Annotated in this window: 30 protein-coding genes and 2 tRNA genes; 25 read left to right on the top strand and 7 right to left on the bottom strand. The window is 34.1% G+C overall.

Annotated features, from left to right (window positions below; all coding sequences use genetic code 11):
- Window positions 1-61: 61 nt before the first annotated feature.
- The 20 genes from H8911_RS00670 to H8911_RS00575 all read left to right on the top strand — a co-directional run bounded on the left by H8911_RS00670 (window position 62) and on the right by H8911_RS00575 (window position 14,290).
- Entirely contained in the window at window positions 62-1,417 is a 1,356-nt protein-coding gene (locus H8911_RS00670) for a UDP-N-acetylmuramoyl-tripeptide--D-alanyl-D-alanine ligase (protein ID WP_117924320.1), read from the top strand.
- Complete coding sequence (locus tag H8911_RS00665) at window positions 1,414-2,469, top strand: D-alanine--D-alanine ligase family protein (protein WP_117571109.1); 1,056 nt, start codon at window positions 1,414-1,416, stop codon at window positions 2,467-2,469. The genes H8911_RS00670 and H8911_RS00665 overlap by 4 nt, the downstream gene beginning before the upstream one ends.
- Window positions 2,463-3,614: an alanine racemase gene (alr, locus tag H8911_RS00660; RefSeq protein WP_186998361.1), complete on the top strand. Its 1,152-nt coding sequence runs from the start codon at window positions 2,463-2,465 to the stop codon at window positions 3,612-3,614. Before H8911_RS00665 ends, alr begins: the two co-directional genes overlap by 7 nt.
- Window positions 3,611-4,624: an acyltransferase family protein gene (locus tag H8911_RS00655; RefSeq protein ID WP_186998360.1), complete on the top strand. Its 1,014-nt coding sequence runs from the start codon at window positions 3,611-3,613 to the stop codon at window positions 4,622-4,624. Before alr ends, H8911_RS00655 begins: the two co-directional genes overlap by 4 nt.
- A gap of 4 nt (window positions 4,625-4,628) precedes the next feature.
- The gene (locus H8911_RS00650; protein WP_186998359.1) at window positions 4,629-6,200 is read left to right on the top strand and encodes an NAD(P)/FAD-dependent oxidoreductase; all 1,572 of its coding nucleotides are present in this window, start codon (window positions 4,629-4,631) and stop codon (window positions 6,198-6,200) included.
- Window positions 6,201-6,725, top strand: a complete 525-nt coding sequence (locus H8911_RS00645) for a YqeG family HAD IIIA-type phosphatase (protein ID WP_186998358.1) — start codon at window positions 6,201-6,203, stop codon at window positions 6,723-6,725. It abuts the gene before it with no gap.
- Window positions 6,718-7,797, top strand: a complete 1,080-nt coding sequence (locus H8911_RS00640) for a GTPase (RefSeq protein WP_186998357.1) — start codon at window positions 6,718-6,720, stop codon at window positions 7,795-7,797. The genes H8911_RS00645 and H8911_RS00640 overlap by 8 nt, the downstream gene beginning before the upstream one ends.
- Entirely contained in the window at window positions 7,797-8,087 is a 291-nt protein-coding gene (locus H8911_RS00635; protein WP_117571115.1) for a YhbY family RNA-binding protein, read from the top strand. Before H8911_RS00640 ends, H8911_RS00635 begins: the two co-directional genes overlap by 1 nt.
- The gene (locus H8911_RS00630) at window positions 8,084-9,100 is read left to right on the top strand and encodes a nicotinate-nucleotide adenylyltransferase (protein ID WP_117924335.1); all 1,017 of its coding nucleotides are present in this window, start codon (window positions 8,084-8,086) and stop codon (window positions 9,098-9,100) included. Before H8911_RS00635 ends, H8911_RS00630 begins: the two co-directional genes overlap by 4 nt.
- A gap of 2 nt (window positions 9,101-9,102) precedes the next feature.
- Window positions 9,103-9,441 (top strand): ribosome silencing factor, encoded by a 339-nt coding sequence (gene rsfS, locus H8911_RS00625; protein WP_117924337.1) that lies wholly within the window; start codon window positions 9,103-9,105, stop codon window positions 9,439-9,441.
- Entirely contained in the window at window positions 9,431-10,141 is a 711-nt protein-coding gene (locus tag H8911_RS00620; RefSeq protein ID WP_186998356.1) for a class I SAM-dependent DNA methyltransferase, read from the top strand. The genes rsfS and H8911_RS00620 overlap by 11 nt, the downstream gene beginning before the upstream one ends.
- Window positions 10,138-10,818 (top strand): 5'-methylthioadenosine/adenosylhomocysteine nucleosidase, encoded by a 681-nt coding sequence (locus H8911_RS00615; protein WP_117924341.1) that lies wholly within the window; start codon window positions 10,138-10,140, stop codon window positions 10,816-10,818. Before H8911_RS00620 ends, H8911_RS00615 begins: the two co-directional genes overlap by 4 nt.
- A gap of 18 nt (window positions 10,819-10,836) precedes the next feature.
- Window positions 10,837-11,304: a hypothetical protein gene (locus H8911_RS00610; protein WP_186998355.1), complete on the top strand. Its 468-nt coding sequence runs from the start codon at window positions 10,837-10,839 to the stop codon at window positions 11,302-11,304.
- Window positions 11,304-11,843 carry a DnaD domain-containing protein gene (locus tag H8911_RS00605; protein WP_186998354.1) on the top strand — a complete coding sequence of 180 codons (540 nt, stop codon included), beginning with the start codon at window positions 11,304-11,306 and terminating at the stop codon, window positions 11,841-11,843. The genes H8911_RS00610 and H8911_RS00605 overlap by 1 nt, the downstream gene beginning before the upstream one ends.
- A complete protein-coding gene (nth, locus tag H8911_RS00600; RefSeq protein WP_186998353.1) occupies window positions 11,840-12,466 on the top strand; it encodes an endonuclease III in 627 nt (208 codons plus the stop codon). Before H8911_RS00605 ends, nth begins: the two co-directional genes overlap by 4 nt.
- 129 nt (window positions 12,467-12,595) lie before the next feature.
- A complete protein-coding gene (locus tag H8911_RS00595) occupies window positions 12,596-12,820 on the top strand; it encodes a hypothetical protein (protein WP_244975789.1) in 225 nt (74 codons plus the stop codon).
- A 197-nt stretch (window positions 12,821-13,017) separates the two neighbouring features.
- Window positions 13,018-13,476: a GNAT family N-acetyltransferase gene (locus H8911_RS00590; protein WP_117924349.1), complete on the top strand. Its 459-nt coding sequence runs from the start codon at window positions 13,018-13,020 to the stop codon at window positions 13,474-13,476.
- A gap of 9 nt (window positions 13,477-13,485) precedes the next feature.
- The gene (locus H8911_RS00585) at window positions 13,486-13,800 is read left to right on the top strand and encodes a TfoX/Sxy family protein (RefSeq protein ID WP_186998352.1); all 315 of its coding nucleotides are present in this window, start codon (window positions 13,486-13,488) and stop codon (window positions 13,798-13,800) included.
- A gap of 3 nt (window positions 13,801-13,803) precedes the next feature.
- The gene (locus H8911_RS00580) at window positions 13,804-14,085 is read left to right on the top strand and encodes a hypothetical protein (protein WP_186998351.1); all 282 of its coding nucleotides are present in this window, start codon (window positions 13,804-13,806) and stop codon (window positions 14,083-14,085) included.
- A complete protein-coding gene (locus H8911_RS00575) occupies window positions 14,072-14,290 on the top strand; it encodes a hypothetical protein (protein WP_186998350.1) in 219 nt (72 codons plus the stop codon). The genes H8911_RS00580 and H8911_RS00575 overlap by 14 nt, the downstream gene beginning before the upstream one ends.
- Here H8911_RS00575 and H8911_RS00570 read toward each other — a convergent pair.
- Window positions 14,267-15,142, bottom strand: a complete 876-nt coding sequence (locus H8911_RS00570) for a LysR family transcriptional regulator (protein WP_186998349.1) — start codon at window positions 15,140-15,142, stop codon at window positions 14,267-14,269. The genes H8911_RS00575 and H8911_RS00570 overlap by 24 nt on opposite strands.
- A gap of 102 nt (window positions 15,143-15,244) precedes the next feature.
- On the opposite strand from H8911_RS00570, the gene H8911_RS00565 reads away from it, so the two are divergent.
- Window positions 15,245-16,270 carry a YeiH family protein gene (locus H8911_RS00565; RefSeq protein WP_186998348.1) on the top strand — a complete coding sequence of 342 codons (1,026 nt, stop codon included), beginning with the start codon at window positions 15,245-15,247 and terminating at the stop codon, window positions 16,268-16,270.
- 71 nt (window positions 16,271-16,341) lie between these two features.
- The gene (locus tag H8911_RS00560) at window positions 16,342-16,539 is read left to right on the top strand and encodes a hypothetical protein (protein ID WP_186998347.1); all 198 of its coding nucleotides are present in this window, start codon (window positions 16,342-16,344) and stop codon (window positions 16,537-16,539) included.
- Here H8911_RS00560 and H8911_RS00555 read toward each other — a convergent pair.
- The gene (locus tag H8911_RS00555; protein WP_186998346.1) at window positions 16,517-17,386 is read right to left on the bottom strand and encodes a LysR family transcriptional regulator; all 870 of its coding nucleotides are present in this window, start codon (window positions 17,384-17,386) and stop codon (window positions 16,517-16,519) included. The two genes, H8911_RS00560 and H8911_RS00555, sit on opposite strands and share 23 nt — an antisense overlap.
- A gap of 183 nt (window positions 17,387-17,569) precedes the next feature.
- Here H8911_RS00555 and H8911_RS00550 point away from each other — a divergent pair, with 183 nt between their 5' ends.
- Window positions 17,570-18,319: a DUF4866 family protein gene (locus H8911_RS00550; protein WP_117573763.1), complete on the top strand. Its 750-nt coding sequence runs from the start codon at window positions 17,570-17,572 to the stop codon at window positions 18,317-18,319.
- Window positions 18,320-18,330: 11 nt separating this feature from the next.
- On the opposite strand, the gene H8911_RS00545 is transcribed toward H8911_RS00550, so the two are convergent.
- The 4 genes from H8911_RS00545 to H8911_RS00530 all read right to left on the bottom strand — a co-directional run bounded on the left by H8911_RS00545 (window position 18,331) and on the right by H8911_RS00530 (window position 20,444).
- Window positions 18,331-19,641 (bottom strand): threonine/serine exporter family protein, encoded by a 1,311-nt coding sequence (locus H8911_RS00545; protein WP_186998345.1) that lies wholly within the window; start codon window positions 19,639-19,641, stop codon window positions 18,331-18,333.
- A 102-nt stretch (window positions 19,642-19,743) separates the two neighbouring features.
- The gene (locus H8911_RS00540) at window positions 19,744-20,106 is read right to left on the bottom strand and encodes a DUF4186 domain-containing protein (RefSeq protein ID WP_186998344.1); all 363 of its coding nucleotides are present in this window, start codon (window positions 20,104-20,106) and stop codon (window positions 19,744-19,746) included.
- 56 nt (window positions 20,107-20,162) lie between these two features.
- Window positions 20,163-20,238 (bottom strand) — tRNA-Asn (locus H8911_RS00535).
- A gap of 130 nt (window positions 20,239-20,368) precedes the next feature.
- Window positions 20,369-20,444: transfer RNA gene (locus H8911_RS00530), tRNA-Asn, on the bottom strand.
- A 107-nt stretch (window positions 20,445-20,551) separates the two neighbouring features.
- Here H8911_RS00530 and H8911_RS00525 point away from each other — a divergent pair.
- Window positions 20,552-21,427 (top strand): Cof-type HAD-IIB family hydrolase, encoded by an 876-nt coding sequence (locus H8911_RS00525; protein WP_186998343.1) that lies wholly within the window; start codon window positions 20,552-20,554, stop codon window positions 21,425-21,427.
- Here H8911_RS00525 and H8911_RS00520 read toward each other — a convergent pair.
- Window positions 21,414-22,451, bottom strand: coding sequence for a M42 family metallopeptidase (locus H8911_RS00520; protein WP_186998342.1), 1,038 nt, complete (start codon window positions 22,449-22,451; stop codon window positions 21,414-21,416). The two genes, H8911_RS00525 and H8911_RS00520, sit on opposite strands and share 14 nt — an antisense overlap.
- A 110-nt stretch (window positions 22,452-22,561) precedes the next feature.
- Here H8911_RS00520 and H8911_RS00515 point away from each other — a divergent pair, with 110 nt between their 5' ends.
- A complete protein-coding gene (locus H8911_RS00515) occupies window positions 22,562-23,032 on the top strand; it encodes a hypothetical protein (RefSeq protein ID WP_186998341.1) in 471 nt (156 codons plus the stop codon).
- Window positions 23,033-23,675 lie beyond the last annotated feature (643 nt).

Raw genomic sequence — 23,675 nt, 5'->3', positions numbered from 1 at the left:
TGAATTATAAATATTGAGAACTAGTTTTATGCTATAATGTAAACTAAGCGGAGGTTTTGAGATGATTGTAAAAACCATTCAGGAAATAACAAATATAATGCATGCAAATGTGCATGGTGATATTGATGATACAAGAAAAATACATGGTGTTGTGATTGATTCACGACAGGTGACAAAAGATGTTTTATATGTACCAATTATTGGTCAAAGAGTAGATGGACATGTATTTTCCAAACAAACAATTGAAGATGGCGCTTTGATTAGTTTGTGGCAAAAGGATCATCTTCCATATCCGAATTTTCCAGTTATTTTAGTTGATGACACGCTTAAAGCTATGCAAGATCTTGCGAAAGCGTATTTAGATGAGTTACGTCCATTAGTAATTGGTGTAACGGGTTCTAACGGAAAAACTAGTTGTAAAGATATGTTGTATAGTATTTTTTCACAAGAGAAAAAAACACAAAAAACACAGGGAAATCGTAACAGTGAAATTGGTCTTCCATTAACTATTTTTGACTTTGATGAAGATATTGAAGTTGCGATTTTAGAAATGGGTATGGAAAACAAAGGCGAAATTACGCAGTTGACTTCCATTGCACAGCCTGATATTTCTGTGATTACTTCTGTAGGTTCAGCTCACATGGAAAATTTGGGCGGTAGACTTCAGATTGCTCAGGCAAAATGTGAAATTTTAGAGGGATTAAAAGAAAATGGCTTATTCCTTTATAATCATGAAAGTGAAGAAATAAAACAGGTTCTTCCTACTTTGAATACAGAAAATAAGAAAATCGTATCTTTTGGTCAAGGTGGAGATGTTTCTATCACAAGTGATATTAAATATGATAAAGAAGGAATTGTTTTTAACTGCAATATTCTAGATGCACCTGTTCATTTACGTGCATTTGGTGATTTTCAGGCTATGAACGCATTACCGTGTATTTTTATCGCAAAGGCTTGTCAATTAAAAGAGGAATCTATTTTAAAAGGATTGGCTGATTTAGAAATGACAAAGATGCGTACACAGCTAATTCCAGTTTCAAATGCGTATATTTTAGATGATACGTATAAATCAAATCCAGAAAGCGCAAAGGCAGCTATTGATACATTGATGGAATTGCCTGCGCAAAAACATATCGCCATTTTATCGGATATGTTAGATCTTGGAAGTGAAGAAAAACAATTGCACTTTGATGTGGGCGAATACGCTAAACAAAAAGGTGTAGACGAACTATATTGTACGGGTCCTCTTTCTAAAGAAACAAGTGATGGTTTTAATGGAAAGTGGTATGAAACAAAAGATGAGATATATGAAGCTGTTAAACCTTTGTTAGATCAAGATTGTATTGTTTTGATCAAGGGTTCAAGAGCTATGAAAATGGATACGTTAGTAGATGCATTTAGGGGGAAAAAACAATGAGTAAATTACGTTTAGGTGTCATATTTGGAGGACAAAGTAGTGAATACTCTGTTTCATTGCATTCTGTCGCTTCTTTTTTACGTCAGATTCATGCTGATAACTATGATATGACTTTAATTGGAATTAATAAAAATGGACATTTCTATTTATATAATGGAGATGTGGATTCGATTGAACATGATACATGGCAAAGTGAAGAAACTTGTGTATCTTGTGCATGGGTAAATGGTGGAATCATGCCTTTGGATGGTTCAAACAAAGTGATTGAATTGGATTGTGTATTCCCAGTACTACATGGAAAAAATGGAGAAGATGGATTGATTCAAGGATTGCTTGAATTGATGAATATTCATTATGTAGGCTGTGATGTAATGTCAAGTGCGATGTCAATGGACAAAGAAATCATGCATATTCTTTGTAAGGAAGCAAATATTCCGTGTGCAGATTATATTTGTTTATACGCAAATCGAGAAAATCCTACATTTGAACAGATTCAAGAAGAGATTCCATTACCATGGATTGTTAAGCCATGCAATGCAGGAAGTAGCTATGGGGTTCATTTTGTAAATGATAAAGAAGAATTTGAAAGTGCATGTAAAGATGCTTTCTTCTATGATGGTCGCGGTAAGATCTTAGTTGAAAAAGTAATTAAAGGCTTTGAGATTGGTTGTGCTGTTATGGGAAATGAAGAAATCTTTACAGGATCAGTGGATGAAATTGAAATTAATGGTGGATTCTTTGATTTTGAAGGTAAGTATGAAATGAAGGGAGCAGCTATTTATTGTCCGGCTCGTATTGATGAAAAAACATTTAAAGAAGCACAAGAATTAGCTCGTAGAACATATATTGCGATGAACTGCTGTGGTATGGCACGAGTAGATATGTTTGTGACAGAAGATAAAGAAGTGATTTTAAATGAATTGAATACAATTCCAGGATTAACGGCTACTTCTCGTTATCCTTCTATGATGAAAGAAGCTGGAATTGAATTTGCGGATTTAATTGATAAGCTAATTGAATTAGCTATGCAAAGGACTATTGGAGCATGTTAGAATCTTATAGTCGGGCTTGGACAGAAATCGACTATGATGCGATTGCGCATAATGTAGAAGAAGTAAGAAAGCTCGTAAAGAAAACAAAAATTATGGGTATCGTCAAAGCCAATGCGTATGGTTTGGGTGATGTCGCATGTGCTAAGGCTTTACAAAAATGTGGAGTGGATTATTTTGGCGTTTCGAGTGTGGATGAGGCTTTGAACTTAAGAAATGCAGGGATTCAAGATAATATCCTAATATTAGGGTATACACCTAGTATGCATTTTCACTATCTTCATGAACAAAATATTGTTCAATCTTTGATTTCTATTGAATATGCAAGAGAATTAAATGCGTATGCCAAGGAAAACAATGTAAAGATTCGTTGTCATTGTAAAGTAGATACAGGTATGTGCAGAACGGGAATTGTTTATCAAGAACAAGATAAACATATAGAAGATATTTATGAAGAGTATCATATGGAAAATCTATGTGTAGAAGGCATCTTCTCGCATTTCCCTGTGAGTGATTGTTTGGATGAGAATTGTAGATCATTTACGACCAAACAAATTCAATTGTTTGATGAAGTTGTTGATTTGTTGAAATCTCAAGGTATTGATCCAGGTATTCGTCATCTTCAAAATAGTTATGGAATTTTAAACTATCCAGAGCTGGAATATGAATATTGTAGACCAGGTCTACTTTATATGGGTGTGACGAGTGATGATCAAATTCCAATCCAAACAAATCCAGACTTTATTCCAATTATGTCTATGTATGCCAATGTTAGTTTGGTGAAATGGATATATCCTGGACAAAGTGTAAGTTATGGTCGTCATTTTGTGGCTGAAAAACCAACAAAAGTTGCAACAATGAGTATTGGATATGCGGATGGTTTACCACGTCTTTTATCGAATCAGGGATTTGAAGTGTTAGTACATGGCCAAAGATGTAAATTGATTGGAAACTTATGTATGGATCAATGTATGATTGATGTTACAGATGTAGATGATGTAAAAGAGGGCGATGTAGTGTGTATCGTAGGTCATCAAGGAAATGAAGTCGTTACTGTAGATCAAATTAGTCGTACGGCTAAGACTATCAACAATGAGACACTAACTTCGATTTCTTCGCGTGTACCTAGATTAAAGGTGCGCTCATGAAAAGACAGTATGCATCGATAGATATTGCACGTTATGTTTCGGCTTTATTAGTTGTATGTATTCATACATTTCCTTTTTTAGAAATTTCTGAAACATTTAATACGTACTTTATTCATACTGTATGTCGTTTGGCGGTTCCATTCTTTTTTACGACAAGTGGATTCTTCTTTTTTAGAAACTATGATTCAGAAAATGAAGATTTAAATGAGACTCGTTTAAAGAAGGCATTGATTCGTTTATTTCGAATTTATTTGATTTGGACAATTATTTATTTGCTATATACGATTTTTGATTATACGCACACGGGTTTTCATATTAAGTATTTATTTACATATGTAAGAGATTTTTTCTTGAATGGAAGTTATTATCACTTGTGGTTTTTACCAGCCTTAATGTTAGCGGACGTAATTGTCTATTGTTTGTATAAGAAAAAAGGCTTGAATTTCACATTGTTGATTACGTTTATATTATATTTTGTAGGTTACTTGATTAATGTATATACACCAATTTGGGAAAGTATTCCAGGTATATCCTTCTTCTTTGGTTTCTTTACAAAAACATTGTCAACCGCAAGAAATGGAATTTTCTTTGGTCCTATGTTCATTGCGATTGGGTTATTACTTTCAAGAACGCGTCGCTTGCCTAAAAAGGTTAGCTTGATTGGTTTCTTGATTAGTTTTGTATTATTCTTTGCGGAAGTATCTTTATATCGCCATTTCGGTATTTTAAGAGATTTAACAAGTATGTATATTTGTTTGGTTCCAGCTATTTATTTCTTAGTGAATTATTTATTAAAGGTCAATATTCCATATCGTAAAATGTTTACGATTTTACGTCATGATTCATTGATGATTTATACTTCACATATTTTGTTTGCCAAAATCTTCTTGGCATTGATGCCACATGCACATTTAGTTGTTTATTTCTTAACTTTGGCATGTGCACAATGTTTGGCAGGTTTTGTGACGCGTTATCAGGATCAATATCCGATCTTAAAAAAATTACTGTAAGCTTATGATTCGATTATTTCAGGTGAAATGTGCCAATGAAAATGAAATTGAGGCACAAATCTTAAAAAAACTGCGAATCCGTAAAGAAGACCTTTTGCAGTGGCACGTACATAGAAAAAGTGTGGACGCACGTCACCAGAAGGTCTTATTTTCGTATGTCGTAGATTGTAAAGTTAAAAATGAAAAGAAGCTTTTAAAGCTAAAAGATGTTTCTCTAACACCAGATGAAACGTATCATCCAGTAATGAGTGGAAAACATGCATTATTGGCTAGACCCGTTGTTGTTGGGTTTGGTCCTGCAGGTATGTTTGCAGCTCTGATTCTTGCACAATCTGGCTATAAACCGATTGTTTTAGAAAGAGGATCAAAAGTAGATGTTCGTAAACAAAAAGTAGAAACTTTTTGGGAAAATGGACAATTGGATGAAGAATGCAATGTTCAATTTGGAGAAGGTGGCGCGGGTGCTTTTAGTGATGGAAAGTTAACGACAAGATCGAAAGATTCATTATGTCGTAAAGTATTAGAGGAACTTGTTTCTTTTGGGGCAAAGTCTGATATTTTAATTGATCAGCATCCTCATATTGGTACAGATGCCTTCTTGGCGATTATTCGAAATTGTCGTGAAGAAATTGAACGTTTGGGAGGAACTTTCTATTTTGATACAAAGTTAGAAGATATTAAAGTGGAAAATGGTACTTTGAAACAAATCTATTTCAATCAACAATGGATAGGTTGTAATGCTTTAATTCTTGCGACTGGACATAGTGCAAGCGATACCATTTTAATGCTTCATCAACATGGTATTCATGTCGAAAATAAACCGTTTGCGGTTGGTGTTCGTATTGAACATAAACAAAATTATATCAATGAGGCTATGCTTCATGAATATAGTCAAGATGAAAGATTGATTCCAGCTCGTTATCAATTGACGTATACGGCATCCAATTCAAAAGGTGTATATACATTCTGTATGTGTCCAGGTGGCTACGTTATTCCAAGTTCATGTCAAAAAGATAAATTGGTTGTGAACGGAATGTCTTATGCGAGTCGTAGTGGAGAAAATGCCAATAGTGCATTGCTTGTGCAAATCAATGATTCAGATTATGGTAATGAATTGTTTGCCGGGTTAAAATATCAGGAAGACTTGGAAAAGAAAGCTTTTAAAATGGGACACGATTATAAGGCATGCGTACAACTTGCGAAGGATTATTTAGAAAATAAAATATCAAATCAATTTGAATCCGTATTACCAACCTATTCGATTGGTACAACGTTTTGTGATTTGAACGATTTATTCTCTAAAGAAGTCAATCTAGCCTTGCATGAGGCGTTAGAGCATTTTGAAAAGAAAGTGCCTGGCTTTGTTTCTGGTGGAGCCATATTAAGTGGTGTAGAATCAAGAAGTAGCAGCAGCGTGCGTTTAGTTCGTGATAAAGAATCTTATGTTTCGAATATTCAAGGTATCTATCCAAGCGGTGAAGGTAGTGGCTATGCAGGTGGCATTATGACAAGTGCTATTGATGGTATTCGTAGTGCCGAGCATTTGATTGAATACTTTGCCAAAGGGGAGTTTTAAATGAATATATTTGCTCCGAATTATTATGTTCAAAGTTTTAAAACTTTGAACATTCAAAAACTTCATGAAATGGGAATTCAATTACTTTTGTGTGATATTGACAATACGCTTGTGGCGTATGATGAAGAATGTCCAAATCAGGATGTGATTGATTTTATAAATAAATTAAAAATGAATGGAATTGAGGTTGCACTATGTTCAAATTCACCAAGTTCTAGAGGTAAGAATTTTGGTAAGCATCTTCCAGTTTCAAATATATATCCATTTTCGTGTAAACCATTTCCATTTTGTTTTAAAAAGGCAATGAGAGACCATGGCCTAAAGGCAAATCAGATTGCGATATTAGGTGATCAAATGTATACGGATATATTGGGTGGAAATATTTGGGGGCTTTATACAATTTTAACGGCTCCTATTGCGATAAAGGATCGAAATATCACAAAAGTATTTCGTTTCTTTGAAGAATTAATATATGGTTATTTAGAAAAGAAAAAATTATTGAAGCGAGGTGACTTTGATGACTAAATATTGTAAGGGTTGTGGTGTTTTACTACAAAACGAAGATGAAAATGCATTAGGCTATGTTCCTACTTTAGATGCTTCTTATTGTCAAAGATGTTATCGCATTCGTCATTATGGCGATGTGACAATCAATATGCAGCAGGGAATTGAATCCAACGCAACATTAGAAAAAATCAATAAGATTGATGGTGTGGTTTTCTGGGTTGTGGATTTATTTGCGTTTGAGGCTAACTTAATTTCGCGTTTGAATCAAAAACTTCCAGGTAAAGATATTGTGATGGTATTAACGAAGCGTGATGTCTTGCCTACAACTTTAACAGATGAAAAAATCATTAACTTTGTAAAGCATCGTCTTCACGAAGAAAATATTGTTGTAAAGGATATTGTGATTTGTGGCTATCTATTAAAGGAAAATAATAAATCTAGAGAATATTCATCACGTATTGTGAATGCGATTTTGAAATATCGTAAGAATCGAAATGTGATTTTTATGGGTGTTGCCAATGCAGGAAAATCCACTGTATTGAATCATTTATTGGCATCGAAAGATTTAACGACTTCTCAAAATCCAGGGACTACATTAGATTTAGTTCCAATTCCTTTTGAGGATTATACAATTTATGATACGCCCGGTATTGAGAATACGCATTCTTTATTAACGCATTTACAGCCTAAAGATTTAAAGACGGTCATTCCAACAAAACCAATTCGACCATTTGTTTCGCAAATTTTTGAGGATCAGTCCTTTGCGGCTGCAGGACTAGCAAGACTTGATGTGGTAGTGAGTGGTAAGGCAACAGTAGTTGGATATTTCTCTCGTTCTTTATCGATTCATAGAGGAAAATTAAGTAATGCGGATGCGTTGTGGCAAAAACATTTAAATGGTATGTTAGTGCCATGCGTAGATACATCCTTATTAACGATGCATACGTTCCATGCTCCTAAACTTGAGGGAGAAAAGATGGATGTTTGTATTCATGGTATTGGATGGTTCTGTATTAGTGGACAAGTAAAAGATGTATATGTAAAAGTACATAAAGGTATTCAGGTAACGTTTAGAAAGGCGATGATTTAATGTTAACGAGTCAAAATAAAAAATATTTAAGAAAATTAGGAATGGAGTATAGATCGTTATTCCAAATTGGAAAAGATGGTTTAAGTGATAATTTAATGGATACTTTATCCGATTCATTGGAGGCACATGAATTAGTAAAATGTAATTTATTAAAGACATGTCCAGTCGATGTTCGTGAGGCAGCTATTGAGTGTGCAAGTGCAACAGGTAGTGAAGTGGTTCATATTGTAGGACATACTTTCTTGTTGTATAGAAGAAGTAAAGAAAATAAATTGGGGCTTAAAAAATGAGAATTGCCATTGTAGGAGGTTCTTTTGATCCTATACATGATGGGCATATTCAAATGGCCAATCAGTCTTTGCAGGGATTAGGTGTAGATGAAGTATGGTTTATGCCAACGTCTAGTACGCCTTTAAAAGATCATGATCTGACATTGGATCAAGAGCGTTTAGCTATGATTGATTTGGTGGTTAAGAAAAACCCGAAATTTAAAGTTTGTACACTAGAACTTGAAAGAGCAGGTAAAAGTTACACGTATGATACGCTAAAGAAATTGATTGAAACATATCCGGAACATGAATTTTATTGGATCATAGGAAATGATCAATTGATGCAGTTTGACAAGTGGCACAATCCGAATGAACTTGTGAAGATGGCTCATTTTGTATGTTTTGATAGGGATGGAAAGCTTTCTGATTCAAAGTATGATATTGCGTGTATGACAATGCCGGCAGTTCCTGTTTCTAGTTCAGAGATTCGAATGGGAAATAAGTTGAATTATTTGCCTGAAGAAGTGTTGCGTTATATCTATCGAAATCGATTGTATGTGAATGATTTTGTGGCTTCTAGATTGACAAAAAAAAGATATAAACATTCTTTATCGGTTGCTCGACTTTGTGAAGAGTTTGCGTTGAACAATGGGTATGATATGCATATTGCATATTATATTGGTTTGTTTCATGATATAGCTAAATATATGCCAAAGGATGAAATGTTAAAATGGATGCAGAGTGTGTGTCCTGAAAACATGGAATATCCTGTAGCTGTATGGCATGGTTTTGTCGGGGCTGCTGTCACGAAAGATATCTTTTTAATTGAAAATCCAATTATTTATAATGCGATTTATCATCATGTATTAGGAACGAGTCAAGATCCATATGCGATGATGGTATTTTGTGCAGATAAATTAGATCCTTTGCGTGGATATGATTCTACTAAATTGATTGAGATTTGTAACAAAGATATTAAAGAAGGATTTGATTTGGTGGTTCAACAAAATCGTGAGTTTTTAAAGAGAGGATAAACATGGAAATTTTAGATATTGTAGTTCATGCGATCTGTGAAAAGAAAGCACAAGATGTACGTGTATATGATGTAACGAGTTTGACTCCATTTATGGATTCAATGATTGTTTGTTCGACTACAAATATTCGTCAGAATAATGCGATTGCACAAAACATTAAGGATCGTTTAAGAGAAGCTGGATATTTGGGGGATATGCATATTGAGGGTGACTCTGGTTCAAAATGGCTTTTAATTGATTTAAAAGAAGTTGTAGTCCATTTATTTGTGAATGAAGAAAGGCAGGTTTATAATCTGGATCGTTTATATTCGGATGTTCCAGTAAAAACGTATGATTTATAATACATTGGCACATTATTATGATGCTTTAGTAAAAGATGAAGAGGCATCTAGAGAATGGGTATCTTGGATTGAGAGTGAACTTGCACCTTGTGATTGTTTAGAACTTGCGTGTGGTAGTGGTGAGATTACTGAGATGCTCGTAAAAAAAGGCTATACGATGACAGCACTTGATTTGAGTGAAGAAATGGTGAAGCAGGCTAAGAGTAAAAACTTAGAGGGTTCCATTCAATTCTTATGTCAAGATATGCGTAATTTAAGTAATTTAGGATCTTATTCTGGTATTTTCTGTTTGTGTGATAGTTTTAACTATATTTTAGAGAAAGAAGAAATTGATGCGTTCTTTCATGAAGTGAGTCAACATTTAAAACCAAGTGGACTTTTCTTCTTCGATACACATTCGTTAGATCGTTTAGATGAATTTGATACGGAATATAATGAGACAGGTGCTTTTGAAGATGGTTGTCAATATCAATGGTCAATTATGGCAGAAGATGATTATGTATATCAGGATTTTGCGTTTTATATGAAAGACAAAGTGGTTCAGGAGCATCATATTCAAAGAGTATATGATCCAATATGGTTGAGTGATACTTTGTCGAAATATTTTGATGTTTTAAAAGTCACAACGGATTTTGATATTGAGGGGATTGCGCCTGGTGAAAAGTATTTTTATGTATGTAGAAAGAAGGTACAAGAATGATTGGGATTGTAGCGGCAATGGATGCTGAGATTCATGAATTTGAAAAGCGTATGGACTTAGTAGATCATACGAAGACAATTGCGGGATGCACATTAACATATGGAAAATGGCAAGGTAAAGATGTAGTCTTATGTAAGAGTGGTGTAGGTAAGGCATATGCAGCTATGTCTTGTACAATTTTGTGTATGCAAGGAAATATCGACAGCATTATTAATGTGGGTACAGCTGGTGGATTAACGCAGGATGAGCAAGTGTTGGATATTGTGATTAGTGATAAGGTTGTACAAGCCGATTATGATACAAGTCCATTAGATGGTCCTTCTGGTGTTGGATTGGTGTATAATAGTCATGAAAAATTGAGCCAAAGTTGTATTGAAGCGGCAAACGCTATGCAGATTCGCTATCATGTAGGTACAATTGCTTCTCAAGACTTATTTATGTCTAGAGATGAAGATTTTGAAAAATTAATGAATAATTTTCCAGACTCAATTTGTTCAGAAATGGAGGCAGGAGCGATTGGTGCTGTTGCCACACAGTTTAATATTCCATTTGTAATTGTGCGTTCACTTAGTGATGTTGTGCATCATAATGAAAATCCAATGGAATTTTCAACCTATGTTTCTAAAGCAAGTGCACAATCGGCTAAATTGATTGAAAATTGGTTGATGCGTATATAGTAAAAAGGAGGGGTAAGAATGGGACTAAAGCATAAGCGTAAAAGACAGCATGGAACAACAACGACAATGGCATTGGTCATCATTCTTGTTCTTGTATTACTTTTGATTTGGTCTGAGTTTATTAGTGGACCGAATCGCGTTAAGGAACAGATTTATACGCAAAGAATTGAAAAAATAATTAAACAAAATAAGAATATCCAAGGCTTGAGTGAGCATGTCTTTGATTACATAACATATCAGGGATATGATGATACAACTTTGTATTGGTACAATGCGAAGTCTGAATTGATTACTTCAAGAGATATTGAAACTTTGAATTATAAAAAGGCAAAACGCATTGCGAAAAAGAACTATAACATCAAGTGTGATTCGATTGCACTTGGATATGGCTACAACAATCCGGTATATGAGATTCGTGGATCGAATAAATTGATTTTATTGGATTATGATAGTTTTGAACGTGTTTATGAAAGGGGGATACGATAATGGCTGATTTTGATTTTAATGCACCTTATGTAGATCGTAGAACTTGGATCATTGATCATCTACAAAATTTGGTTTTAGAACCCAAAGAAATATTGGTCGTATTGTTGATTGATTTTTTCAACCAGCAGCATATTTCAATTGATCATGAATTGATTAGTGAAAAATTAAAAATCGGTGTGGATGAAGTGGAAGATATTTTTACAGAATTATCGGATAAAGGCTATTTGACTTTAGACTATGCGAATGGATCTTTGATTTTTAATATTGAAGGTATCTTTGAACTTTCTAAAGCCAGTGATACTTCCATTGATCGTTCTTTATTAGAGCAGTTTGAAATGGAATTTGCGCGTCCACTATCTTCAACGGAAATGCAAAGGATTATTGATATGGCCAGTATGTATGATGAGCGTCGTGTGATTTGTGCGTTAAATGAAGCTGTATGTAATGAAGTTTGCGATTTAAATTATATTGAAAGAATTCTTCAGAATTGGCAACAAAAAGGTTTGTCAACTGAAGATTTAGAGAATGGCAAGCGATGAATGCGAATGATATTTTGGATGAAATGGAGAAGATTTTTCCAGATGCCAAGTGCGAATTGTATCATGAATCCCCATTTCAATTGATTGTTGCGGTCGTACTTAGTGCACAAACAACCGATGCGATGGTTAATAAGGTAACGCCTGCATTATTTAAAGCGTATCCTACGGCAGAAAAGATGGCAAAAGCCAATGTTTCTGAATTAGAGCCATACATAAAAAGAATTGGTTTGTATCGCAATAAGGCTCGTTCGATTTCGAATTTAAGTAAAGATCTAGTTGAAAGATATCATGGCCAAGTACCTTACACATATAAGGATTTAATGTCTTTAGCAGGTGTTGGAAGAAAGACAGCGAATGTCGTTCGTAGTGTAGCTTTTGATATTCCTAGCTTTGCGGTAGATACCCATGTCAATCGTGTCAGTAAGCGTTTGGGTTTAGCTAAATATAATGATTCGGTTGAAAAGGTTGAGGAAAAACTGAAACGAAAAATCGATCGTTCAAGATGGAATCAAGGTCATCATGACTTTATATTTTTTGGGCGTTATCTTTGTCATTCAAGAAATCCAGAATGTGAAAGATGTCCTTTTAAAAGCTTTTGTAAGAAAGATAAATATGAGAAATAATAGCACTACACTTGTAGTGTTTTCTTTTTGTATAGTGATAAAAGATAAAATAATAAAGTTGACAAATAGTTGGTAGAGCAACCACAATAAAATTAATATAATGATGGTGAAAAGGAGGAAATATGTATTATGAAGGCAAATATATTAATATTAATGGTTGGCTTGTTGATGAATTATGTAGTTGGTGTTGCATTTATATACTTATTTGTGTTGATTGTTAGGGCATTAAAGAAATATATTAAATCTGAACCTGTTAGAAAAGAGAAAGCAGAGAGTGCAAAATCACTTGGAGAAGTGATTAAAAGATATCGTACGCAACGTAAAATGACGAAGAATTTGTGGCAGAGTCTTTAGGTGTTTCAAGACAGGCTGAATCAAAATGGGAAAGTGGTACATCGGATCCAAGTACAACGAATTGAATGGCTTTAGCTAAGCAATTTGGAGTCACTGCTGAAGAAATTTTAAAGGAAGTTAAATAAATTTATTGTATAGTCGATGATGAATAGAAATATTACAACAATCGTTTAACGAAGAGTAAAGGAAGTATGAATATGAAGATTATTAAAGTTGTAGATGATGAAGAAAAAAAGAAAATCACAAGAGCTATATTAGAAGCATTGCCTGAATGGTTTGGGATTATAGAAGCACGCGAAAAATATATTCTTGATAGTGTAGGAAAAGATTTCTTTTGTGCCATAGAAAAGGATAAGGTTGTTGGATTTTTGTATCTTAAACAAACAGGTAAAGATACAGTTGAACTAGCTGTAATGGGTGTATTAAAAGAATATCATCGTAAAGGAATTGGAAGAGCACTATTTGAATACGCAAAGGAAAGTATACAGGAAAGTGGATATTCGTTTATCCAGGTAAAAACAGTGAAGATGGGAATGTATGAAGATTATGATTGTACAAATAGATTTTATATTTCATTAGGGTTTAAAGAATTTGAAGTCCTGAATTCGTTGTGGGATGAAAACAATCCTTGTCAAATTTACGTAATGGGGATATGAGGTGACAAAATGGCATCAACTAAAGAATATTTAGATTTTATAATGGAGCAATTATCAAATTTAGAAGAAATTACGTATCGAGCTATGATGAAAGAATATATCCTCTATTATCGAGGGAAAATTGTTGGTGGTATATATGATGATCGATTACTTGTTAAGCCTGTAGAATCCGCAATTCATTATATGTCAAAAGTTCAATATGAATTACCATATGATGGAGCCAAAGAAATGTTGTTGGTAGAAGAAGTGGATAACCGGAAATTTTTGGAAGGTTTGTTTCAAGTGATGTATGATGAACTTCCAAATCCGAAAAGGAAGAAATAAATTATGGATGAGTTACTATTTTCTAGGAAATATTATGTTAGAAAGCTACAAAAGAATGATATTGATCAAATATATAATCTTTGTAGTAAAAATCACTTATATTATCAATATTGCTCTCCTTATGTGACAAGAAAGAGTATTGAATCGGATATGATGGCTCTTCCAGACAATGTTGATTTTAAGGATAAGTATTATGTTGGATATTTTAAGAATGAGAAGTTAATTGCAGTCTTAGATTTAATTGATGGATATTGTATTCATTGGATTCTTAATGATAGATATTAGTGTACAAAAGAATGGGGTTGTAAGTGCAATAGTCAATGAACTTATTAAATATTTAACAACACTTAAATATAAGGAAGTTCGCTTAGGTTGGATAAATGGAAATCTTCAAGCTGAACACTTTTGGATTAAGAATGCCTTTTGTCCTATAAAAGAAGGTCGTGTAGTACTTGCGAATCGACTATTAAATAAATTCTTTACTGATTGATAGATATTTATCAGCATAGATACTTTCTTTTTCCCAGATGATGTCAAAGTCGTGTTGTAACTTAAAATCATCTAAAGTAATTTCTTTGAGTTCTTTTGATTTTAATTCTTTTCCTACAGCTATCTTATATAGAAAAGAGATTCCACAATCTTTTTTCAATAGATTCATGATGGTGTGCATATTTTCTACTTGCGTATAATGTATAAAATTTGAAATGTGTAAACCATGCGCAATTAAGCTTTGTTCAAGAATGTTTCTTGTTCCAGAACCTTCTTCACGCACTAAAAGATGTTCAGATATTAGATCATGAATGGTATGGGGCTCTTTATTAAATTGATGGGATGTAGCACAGACAGCAATATAGTCTTCTGTGCTATACTTTTTATGAGAATAGTTTTCTTTTGGATAATTTCCTTCGACAATAGCCATACTGATTTGTCCATGGTCAAGTAATTCGAGCAGTTTAGATGTGTTGCCATAGTGAAGGTGGATGTTGATTTCTGGATGATTTTGAATAAAGTTTGCCAATTTATCTACAATCGCATATTCACCGATGGTCATAGTTACTCCAATGGAGAGAGTTTCAATGTTGGATGTAATATTGTTGAGTTCATTCATTAAAGCTTGTTCATTATTCTTCATTGTTAATAAATGTTTATATAGTATTTGACCAGGTGGAGTTAGACTTAATTCTTTATTCTTATAATTGAATAGGATTGTATTGTATTGTTTTTCTAAAAAATGAATATGTTGCGATACAGCAGGCTGTGTGATATTTAATTGTTTAGCAGCTGTTGTAAAATTTAATGTTTTGCATACAGTAAGAAATGTTTCAGTTCGATAATCTAGCATATGTACCTCTAATGATAAGAAAATATTATTATTCGATAGAATTATATAATTTTACCTTATTGTTGTATAGTGATAAAATTCTCTTCATGGAGGGATTATTGAATGAATTTTATAAATAAATATGGAAAAGGCATTTTGATTTGTCTTTTGATTGCCATTCCATCATGGATCATCGGAAAAATGTTTCCGGTCATTGGTGGAGCTGTCATCGCAATTCTTGCAGGTATGATCATTGCGATGTTTTGGAGTGATAAACAAAATGCAGAAGCTGGTATTAAATGGACTTCTAAAGTGATTTTACAAACAGCGGTTGTATTGCTTGGTTTCGGAATGAATTTAGGTGTTATTTTTGAGACAGGGAAACAGTCTTTACCTATCATTGTTTGTACGATTACTATTTCACTTGTACTTGCGTGGATTATGAAGAAGGTTTTAAAAGTACCTACAAATACATCAATACTTGTCGGTGTTGGATCATCTATTTGTGGTGGTTCTGCCATTGCGGCAACAGCCCCTGTGATTGATGCGGATGATGATGAGATTGCCCAATCCATTGCGGTTATTTTCTTTTTTAATGTATTGGCAGCTATTTTCTTTCCTATCTTAGGGAAGGCTTTGGGTTTTGATACCATGCATGGCGATGCGTTTGGTATTTTTGCAGGAACGGCCATTAATGATACATCAAGTGTAACAGCTGCTGCGTCGACTTGGGATAGTATGTTTAATCTTGGTAGTGCCACATTAAATAAGGCAGTAACTGTAAAGTTGACAAGAACTTTAGCGATTATTCCAATTACACTAGGACTATCTTTTATTCGTGCAAAAAAAGAAAGACAAGCATCAAACTTTAGTTTGAAACGTGCCTTTCCAATGTTTATACTTTATTTTATTTTGGCGGCTATTTTTACAACGATTTGTGTAAATGTTGGAGTAGACTCTAATGTATTTGCACCACTTAAAGAATTATCTAAGTTTTTGATCATTGTGGCTATGGCGGCCATTGGACTTAACAGCAATGTAATCCAGTTGATCAAAACGGGTGGTAAGCCGATTGCGGTTGGTGCAATCTGTTGGTGTGGTATCACAATTGTAAGTCTTATCATGCAGTATATAATGCATATTTGGTAAAAATTCATAACTTGAGAAAAATTGTATGTAATGATACAATAAGGCTCGTTTGCGAAAGGGGTTATGACAATATGCAAAATGAAGTAGAAAAAATGGATATGAACGCAATGGTACACCTTATTTTAAAGGCAGTTGCACTTGCGATGGGAATTGGAGTTGCCGTTCTTTCTGTACTGAATCAAATTGATATCCGTTCCGAATTCGGAATGTTAGGAATAGGACTTGCTTGCCTGGCAATGGATTCAATTATAAAGAAAGAGTATCAATAAATTTTCGTGTGGCAATATTGGTTGCACGACTTGCATCCTGGACAAGAAGAATATCTCGTTCAGGATTTTTTATATTTGTTTGAATTTCAAAAATATCAGAATCCTTAGAAATTAATTCTTTAGGATAGAATCCAATGCCAAGGTTGTGTTTGACTAATGGAAGTATTTGATCGGCAGTAGCCACTTCTAAATCGGTATGAAAAGGGATTTTGTGATTTAAAAATAAGTTTGAATAATAGATATATGTACTTGTATTTTTGCCTAAGGTGATAAATGGATAATACGAGATTTGTTGAATGTCTAGAATCTGGTTGTTTAAGCTTTCATATTCTTTTCCACCAATCAAGACTTCTTCAAAGGAATAGAGTGAAGTTGCACGTAATGGCTTTTTAATATTGATTGGACTTGTGACAATCGCAATATCGACAATACCTTTTTCTAAGGCATCAACAGCTTGAATAGAGGAGTGGTTGGATAATTTGATTTTGACTTGTGGATAGGCTTTGTGGAATTGTTCAAGTTTGGACAATAAAAAGATATTTAGAGCCGTTTCACTTACACCAATTGATATATGTCCATGTTCTAAGGTTTTATTTGAAAGGATTTCACTTTCTCCTTGGTAAAGTTGTTCAATGGCTATCGCAACATGTTCATAGAGTTGTTCACCTTCGGGTGTTAGGGTAATACCGGAATGAGAGCGTACTAAAAGCTTACATCCAAATTCACTTTCTATGTTGTTCATGGTTCTAGAGATGTTGGGTTGGTTGTTATGTAGGATTTGAGCGGCTTTTGAAAAGCTTTTATATTTAGCCACATAGTAAAAGATGCGGTAATAGTCTAGTGTCATGTTATAACCTCCATATAATTTTTGTATAATATATATTTAAAATATACATTTCACATATTTTCTTGGAGTTAGTATAATATTTTTAGTCTGAATAGGCAAGCCATCAAAACAGATACAAAAAGTGTGTTAAAGGAAGACCTCTTGTATCTGTTTGCCGAAAGGATTAGAAAAGAAGTGAGAATCATGCCAACAATTTTTCCTAGGGAAGAAAAGGCAGAGGCTTTGTTTGATAAAATTGTCAAGGATCCTAGAGCCTGTAAACGATTAATGGATGCCTTTTATGAAGGTGTTGCCTGTGATGAGGATTCAAGCGTAGAAGAAGAAAGGGTACTTGTGGATAAACAAGTATTTACCAATGCACTATTTACTGCATATAAAAATAAAGATCTGTCGGCATTTTTAATGGCTGTATGCGGTAACAGTATGTTTGATTTATTAAGAAATGCATTTTTGATTCCATTGCGATTTAATGATAAGGGAAAAGAGAATCCGATTCTTTTAAGTGATGAGGATGGAAATATTATAGAAAGTGATATTCATATTTCTGAATCAAAGAGGCATATGTTTACAAAGCTTGTAGAAAAAAATCGATACTTAGCGTATGGCTTTTTAGAACAGCATAGTTTTAAAGAGGACATGTCCATTCAAACTATTCAAAATGAATCGCATTTAGGTATCTTGGTTGTCCAAGAAATGCCTGAAGAGCTTCATGAAAAGTTAAGTGATGCACAAATTTATTCTGGCTTATGGGATTCTATGATGAAGCTTGAAGATTTGTTGTATAATGCATTCTTCTATTGTGGTGATTTTAAAGGAAAGTATTGTGTTGGTGTATTCTTGCCATTTACACATTTCGAACATAATTTAGAAAAGAATATTGAAGTTTCAAATAGTATTTTATATGAATGTATACAAAAAATGCTGAACGATTAAGTTCAGCGTTTTTATGTACAATATCGAAATGAGGGATCGGTTAAGATACGGGCAAATATAAGTCCCATTGGAAGAGCTAAAACAATCAATAAAGATTGAATGAGCCAGTTAGCTCCAATATACATGGTGGATGTGAGTTCGAGATTATAGATAGCTCGATACATATATAGGCCTGGGACCATAATCACAATGGATGGTACGGTTATCGCAATTCTAGGATATCCTGTATTTCCTTTGATCATGGAGGCAAGTAGTCCGGCTGCTAATGCGCCAATAAAGGCTGCGGCTGCAGCAGGTAAAGATAAATCGACAAGTGTTAGTCGTAATGTGTTTGCGATGGCTCCAATGCATCCGGCACTGGCGGCTATTTTTTTTGAACTATTAAACATAATGGAGAATCCAAAGACACCTCCAAAACTGGTTAATAGTCTTAAAAGTAACTTAGTTGATGTTGGAATGTGTAATTTTACAAAATCAACGGGTTGAAGATGTAAGACTAAAGCACAGATCCATGCAGTAAGTGTGGCAGCTAAAATAATAATAATGGCATAGGCTAGTCTTTCTAGACCGGATCGTAAATCTAATTTAGCTAAGTCAATACCGCTTGTGATGAAGGGAAAGCCTGGAATAATGAAAAGCATAGAGCAGATGTATCCAGCTTCGTGTTGTGTGGATATGCCAAAATAGGTTTCTAAAAAATTAAATAATAAGGCATATACAAGACAGGCCAAAGAAACACTGGCAGCGACATTTAAAAATAGGGTGTAATTATGTTTGATGAGTTTCATTCGAAGTGCATTGCCAAGTCCTGCCCCCACAAAGGCACAAAGCATTTCAATGGGGCCTCCACCAAGTAGAAAGGTAAAACAGCTACAGGCAAGGGCTGCAGCTAATCCTAGAATAATGGGGGAGTAACTAGAGTGAATGCTTTCGATTTGGTCTAATTGATTGTGAATTTCATTGCATGTGCATGTTTTACATTCATCTTTAAAGTGATAGACAAAGTCTTCCATACGAGCAAGTTTAGATGTGTTAACACTTGTATTATGCAAAGACAAGGATTGTGCGTGAGACTCAATTCCATCAATGCATGTGTAGGAAATATTTGTAAGTCCAATGTCGGCAATACATGTAATATTTAATTCACTAGCAATGGTGTTCATTGAACTTCTTACTCGCCAGGCACCTGTACCACAGGCTAAAAGCATCAATCCAATTCTTCCTATAATGGAGGATTTTTCTGTAAGACTTGCATTTTCAATCTTAACTTTTGAATCTTTGTTCGTATATTCGTGCCACGGAATTTCCATATGGTTGTTCATAAGATCATCTCCTATATCATTTATATATAATACGCATAGTATAAATATATATTCGATATTTAATTCCATGAATAGTATAGTCAACTAAAAAAAGAAGTCAAATTAATCGACTTCTTTATGAATCCATGTCATTAATACTTTAACAATATATGCTTTTTGTTTGGGGCCTAGTGGCTGATTGGGTTTGATCTTATGCCATTTATATAAACATTGTCTGCAACAACAGCCAGTAGCATGTTGAGCAATGAATACAGGGTGTCCTTTGAAAGGTGTTTGTTTCCCATCGTTGGGGATATAGGCTGGAGCTAATCTTTTTTCGACAAAATCTATGGCATGTTTTTCGATGGTGTCTATTCCTTTGGCTTGTATATACTCCTTATCTTTTTGTTTCAGATGAAAGCTGCTTCTAAATTTGGAGTGGAATAAGCGATTAAAAAGTTGTTCAAACCATTCGGATTCTGTCATAGTTTCTCCTTACATATATAATAAAAAAAACCAGCTAAGCTGGTTTTATAATCAAGTGGCGCCTGAAACAAGACTCGAACTTGTGACCTGCCGGTTAACAGCCGGATGCTCTACCGACTGAGCTATTCAGGCATTTGTTTTTCACTTGACTGCCTAAATATAATACCAAAAGAATTAGAGTTATGCAAGCACTTTTTTTGATTTTTTAGACAAATTTCAATTCAGAAATAAAAAAACCAGCTAAGCTGGTTTTATAATCAAGTGGCGCCTGAAACAAGACTCGAACTTGTGACCTGCCGGTTAACAGCCGGATGCTCTACCGACTGAGCTATTCAGGCATTTGCTTTTCACTTGACTGCCTGTATATAATACCAAAAGATGTTGTGTTATGCAAGTACTTTTTATAAAATTATGATATATTATTTTTTAAATGGAGGGATGTACTATGTTAGACGCGATTGTAATGGATATGGATGGTACCTTATTGGATCCAAATAATAAAATTTTACCGGAAACGAAGGCAGCATTGATTGCTTGTCAAAAGCAGGGAACAAAGCTTGTGCTTGCGAGTGGTAGAAGTTATACAAGATTACTTTCATATGCTAAAGAATTAGAGATGGATGTATATGGTGGCTATTTGTTAGAGGTAGACGGTATTGCATATTATGATGTTCAAAAGGATGAGCGTCATGTTTTAAAACAGATGTATAAGGAAGATGTTGAACCTGTTTTTGCGTATTTGATGCATAAAAATTGTGAGACAATGGCTGTATTTAATGATGGATTATTTGATTATATTCCAGATCATATAATGGAAAAGAAAAAAATATTAAGAAATTCAAAAGAATATCCAGAGGATTTTCCTTGGACGGGTGGTCCTTGGTCTTGGCTTGCAGATATGCGTGATGGATATCCTAAGATTACGTATATTAAGGATCTTAGTGAAATTCAATATCCTGTAAATAAGATTCAGACAATTGAGGATGAAGAGGTAACTACACAGTTGGCTTTGGATATTAAAAATGAATTTAAAGATCAATATGAAGTGTTCCGTACTTGTCCTAGAGAATTAGAGATTTTGCCTAAGGGATATAGTAAGGGAGCTACTTTAGTTCGCATGATGGATATGTTTGGTTGGGATAAGGATAAAGTCTTCACATTTGGTGATGGTGAAAATGATGTGAGTATGTTTGGTGTTGTAACTCATAGTTTTGCGATGGGCCAGGCTATGGATTATGTAAAAGAAAAAGCAGCTCATGTGACCAAGTCCAATGTAGAACAGGGTATTGTAGCTGCTTTAAAGGATTTTAATATTTTGTGATATAGCTAACGACAAGCTTCATTGTGTTTTCTACACCATCATAGTGTGTTCTTTCCATTCCGTGGCTAGCATGAACACCAGGGCCAATCAAGGCTCCTTTGATGTCGTTACCACCGCGTAATGCGGCACTGACATCTGAACCATATTGTGGGTAGATATCAACGGCATAATTAAGCTTGTTTTCTTTTGATAGTTCAACTAGACGAGTAATCATTTCGTAGTCGTATGGTCCGCTTGAATCTTTTGCACAGATTGAAACGTCTTGTTCCGTACAAGCAAGATCTGTACCGATGCATCCCATATCTACGGCTAATAATTCTTCGACTTCTTCTGGAAGACAACTTGCTCCATGACCAACTTCTTCATATGTACTGAACATAATGACTAAGTCTCTTTGAGGTGTGACGTTGTTGTCTTTTAAGTATTTTAGTACGCCCATTAAAGCTGTAGCTGAAATCTTATCGTCTAAGAATCTAGATTTAATGAATCCACTTTCTGTGATTTGTGTTTTTGTGTCAATACAAATAAAGTCTCCGTTGCAGATACCTAATTTTTCAACATCTGCTTTTGAGTGTACAACTTCGTCGATACGAACTTCCATTGTATCTTCTTTTCTTTCTAATGTTGAAGCATCTGGATATACGTGTACGCTTGGTGAACAAGAAAGAATTGTTCCTGTATATACCTTTCCATCACGAGTATAGATCTTACAATATTCTCCGTCTAATGTTGGTAAGCATGGGCCTCCGACTTTAGTAATGGCAAGTTTTCCATTGTCTTTGATGGAACGAACCATAAGTCCTAATGTATCTAGGTGAGCACTCAATCCTAATGTGTGTTCAGAATCTTTTCCGTCTACATAGATCAATAAATTTCCTTTTTGGTTACGACCTGTTGTGTAGCCTAATTTTTTAGCTTCTTCGTCCATGAAATCGATGGCTCTTTTTGTGTAGCCTGTTGGTGAATCAATATTCAAAATTTGTTTGGCGATGTCACAGACATATTCTTTATCAAATGGTTGCATATTTTAAAACTCCTCCTGTATGTATTATACGCTTTTATACAAATTCAAGACAATGTATTCATCCTTTTTTTGAAAATTGTGATATTGTACTAGAAAAGGAGGCTAATTGTATGGAATTAAATGTAAGAGAAGAAAAATTAAGGAATTTATTTAAACAGTTTCAAGTGGAACATAATGAGAATTGTGAGACAGTATTTATTGATAATAATGATGAACATTTAGAAAACTATTTAAATGAATCAAATACGGTATATTTACATATGGTGGATTATGAAGTAAGACATCTTGATTTGAGTAAAGTAAATACAATATTTGTGAATAAAGAGTATGCGAGTAAATTAGAAAATGGAATTCAGGATGAACAAAGACTTCTGGAATTATTGTTAAATAAATATCCAAATCTTAGAGTTGTATTAATTACCGATAAAAAAGGTGCTTATTATAAAGATAAAGACATGATGATTTACCAGAAAGAATTGGCTTCTAATTTTGATAAAGACTTATTCTTAGTTAAATATATGGCTTCAGAATTAAAGGGGAATTCAGAAATGACATCTTTATATCGAGGTGTAAATCAGTAAGTTGATATTTAACATCTTTCTCGTTATAATACAAATACAGAAAAGACTACTAGATATGGTGGTCACTCTGGATTAGGTAGAAGCGCTAATCCCGTTGTGAGTGGGTGGTTAGCGCTTTTTGTTTTCTTCATGAATAATAATGATCACTCGTATGAGTTGTAAAATAGCTATTAAAACAATAGTTATATCAATATTAACTTGAATTTGCATACGCTTATTCCTTCATCCCGGGGATCGAAAGTCTCAAGGATTTATCCAGAGGAAACCACCTGCCATATCTAGTAGCAATTTCAATTATAAAGGTCCAATGTGAAAAAGACATTAAACCTCAAAATTTTTTTAAAATACATGTGTAAATCGGTAAGTTGATATTTAACATCTTTCTCGTTATAATACAAATACAGAAAAGACTACTAGATATGGTGGTCACTCTGGATATTGCAAGAGCGCTAAATCCTTTGTGAGAGGTGGTTAGCGCTTTTTATTTTCTTCATGAATAATAATGATGACTCGTATGAGTTGTAAAATAGCTATTAAGACAATAGTTATATCAATATTAACTTGAATTTGCATACGCCTATTCCTCCATCCCGGGGATCGAAAGTCTCAAGGATTTATCCAGAGGAAACCACCTGCCATATCT

Source organism: Holdemanella hominis, assembly GCF_014306155.1.
Classification (GTDB): Bacteria; Bacillota_I; Bacilli_A; order Erysipelotrichales; family Erysipelotrichaceae; genus Holdemanella; species Holdemanella hominis.
Note: the sequence above shows the minus strand (reverse complement) of the source record. Positions and strands in the feature narration are given on the sequence as shown.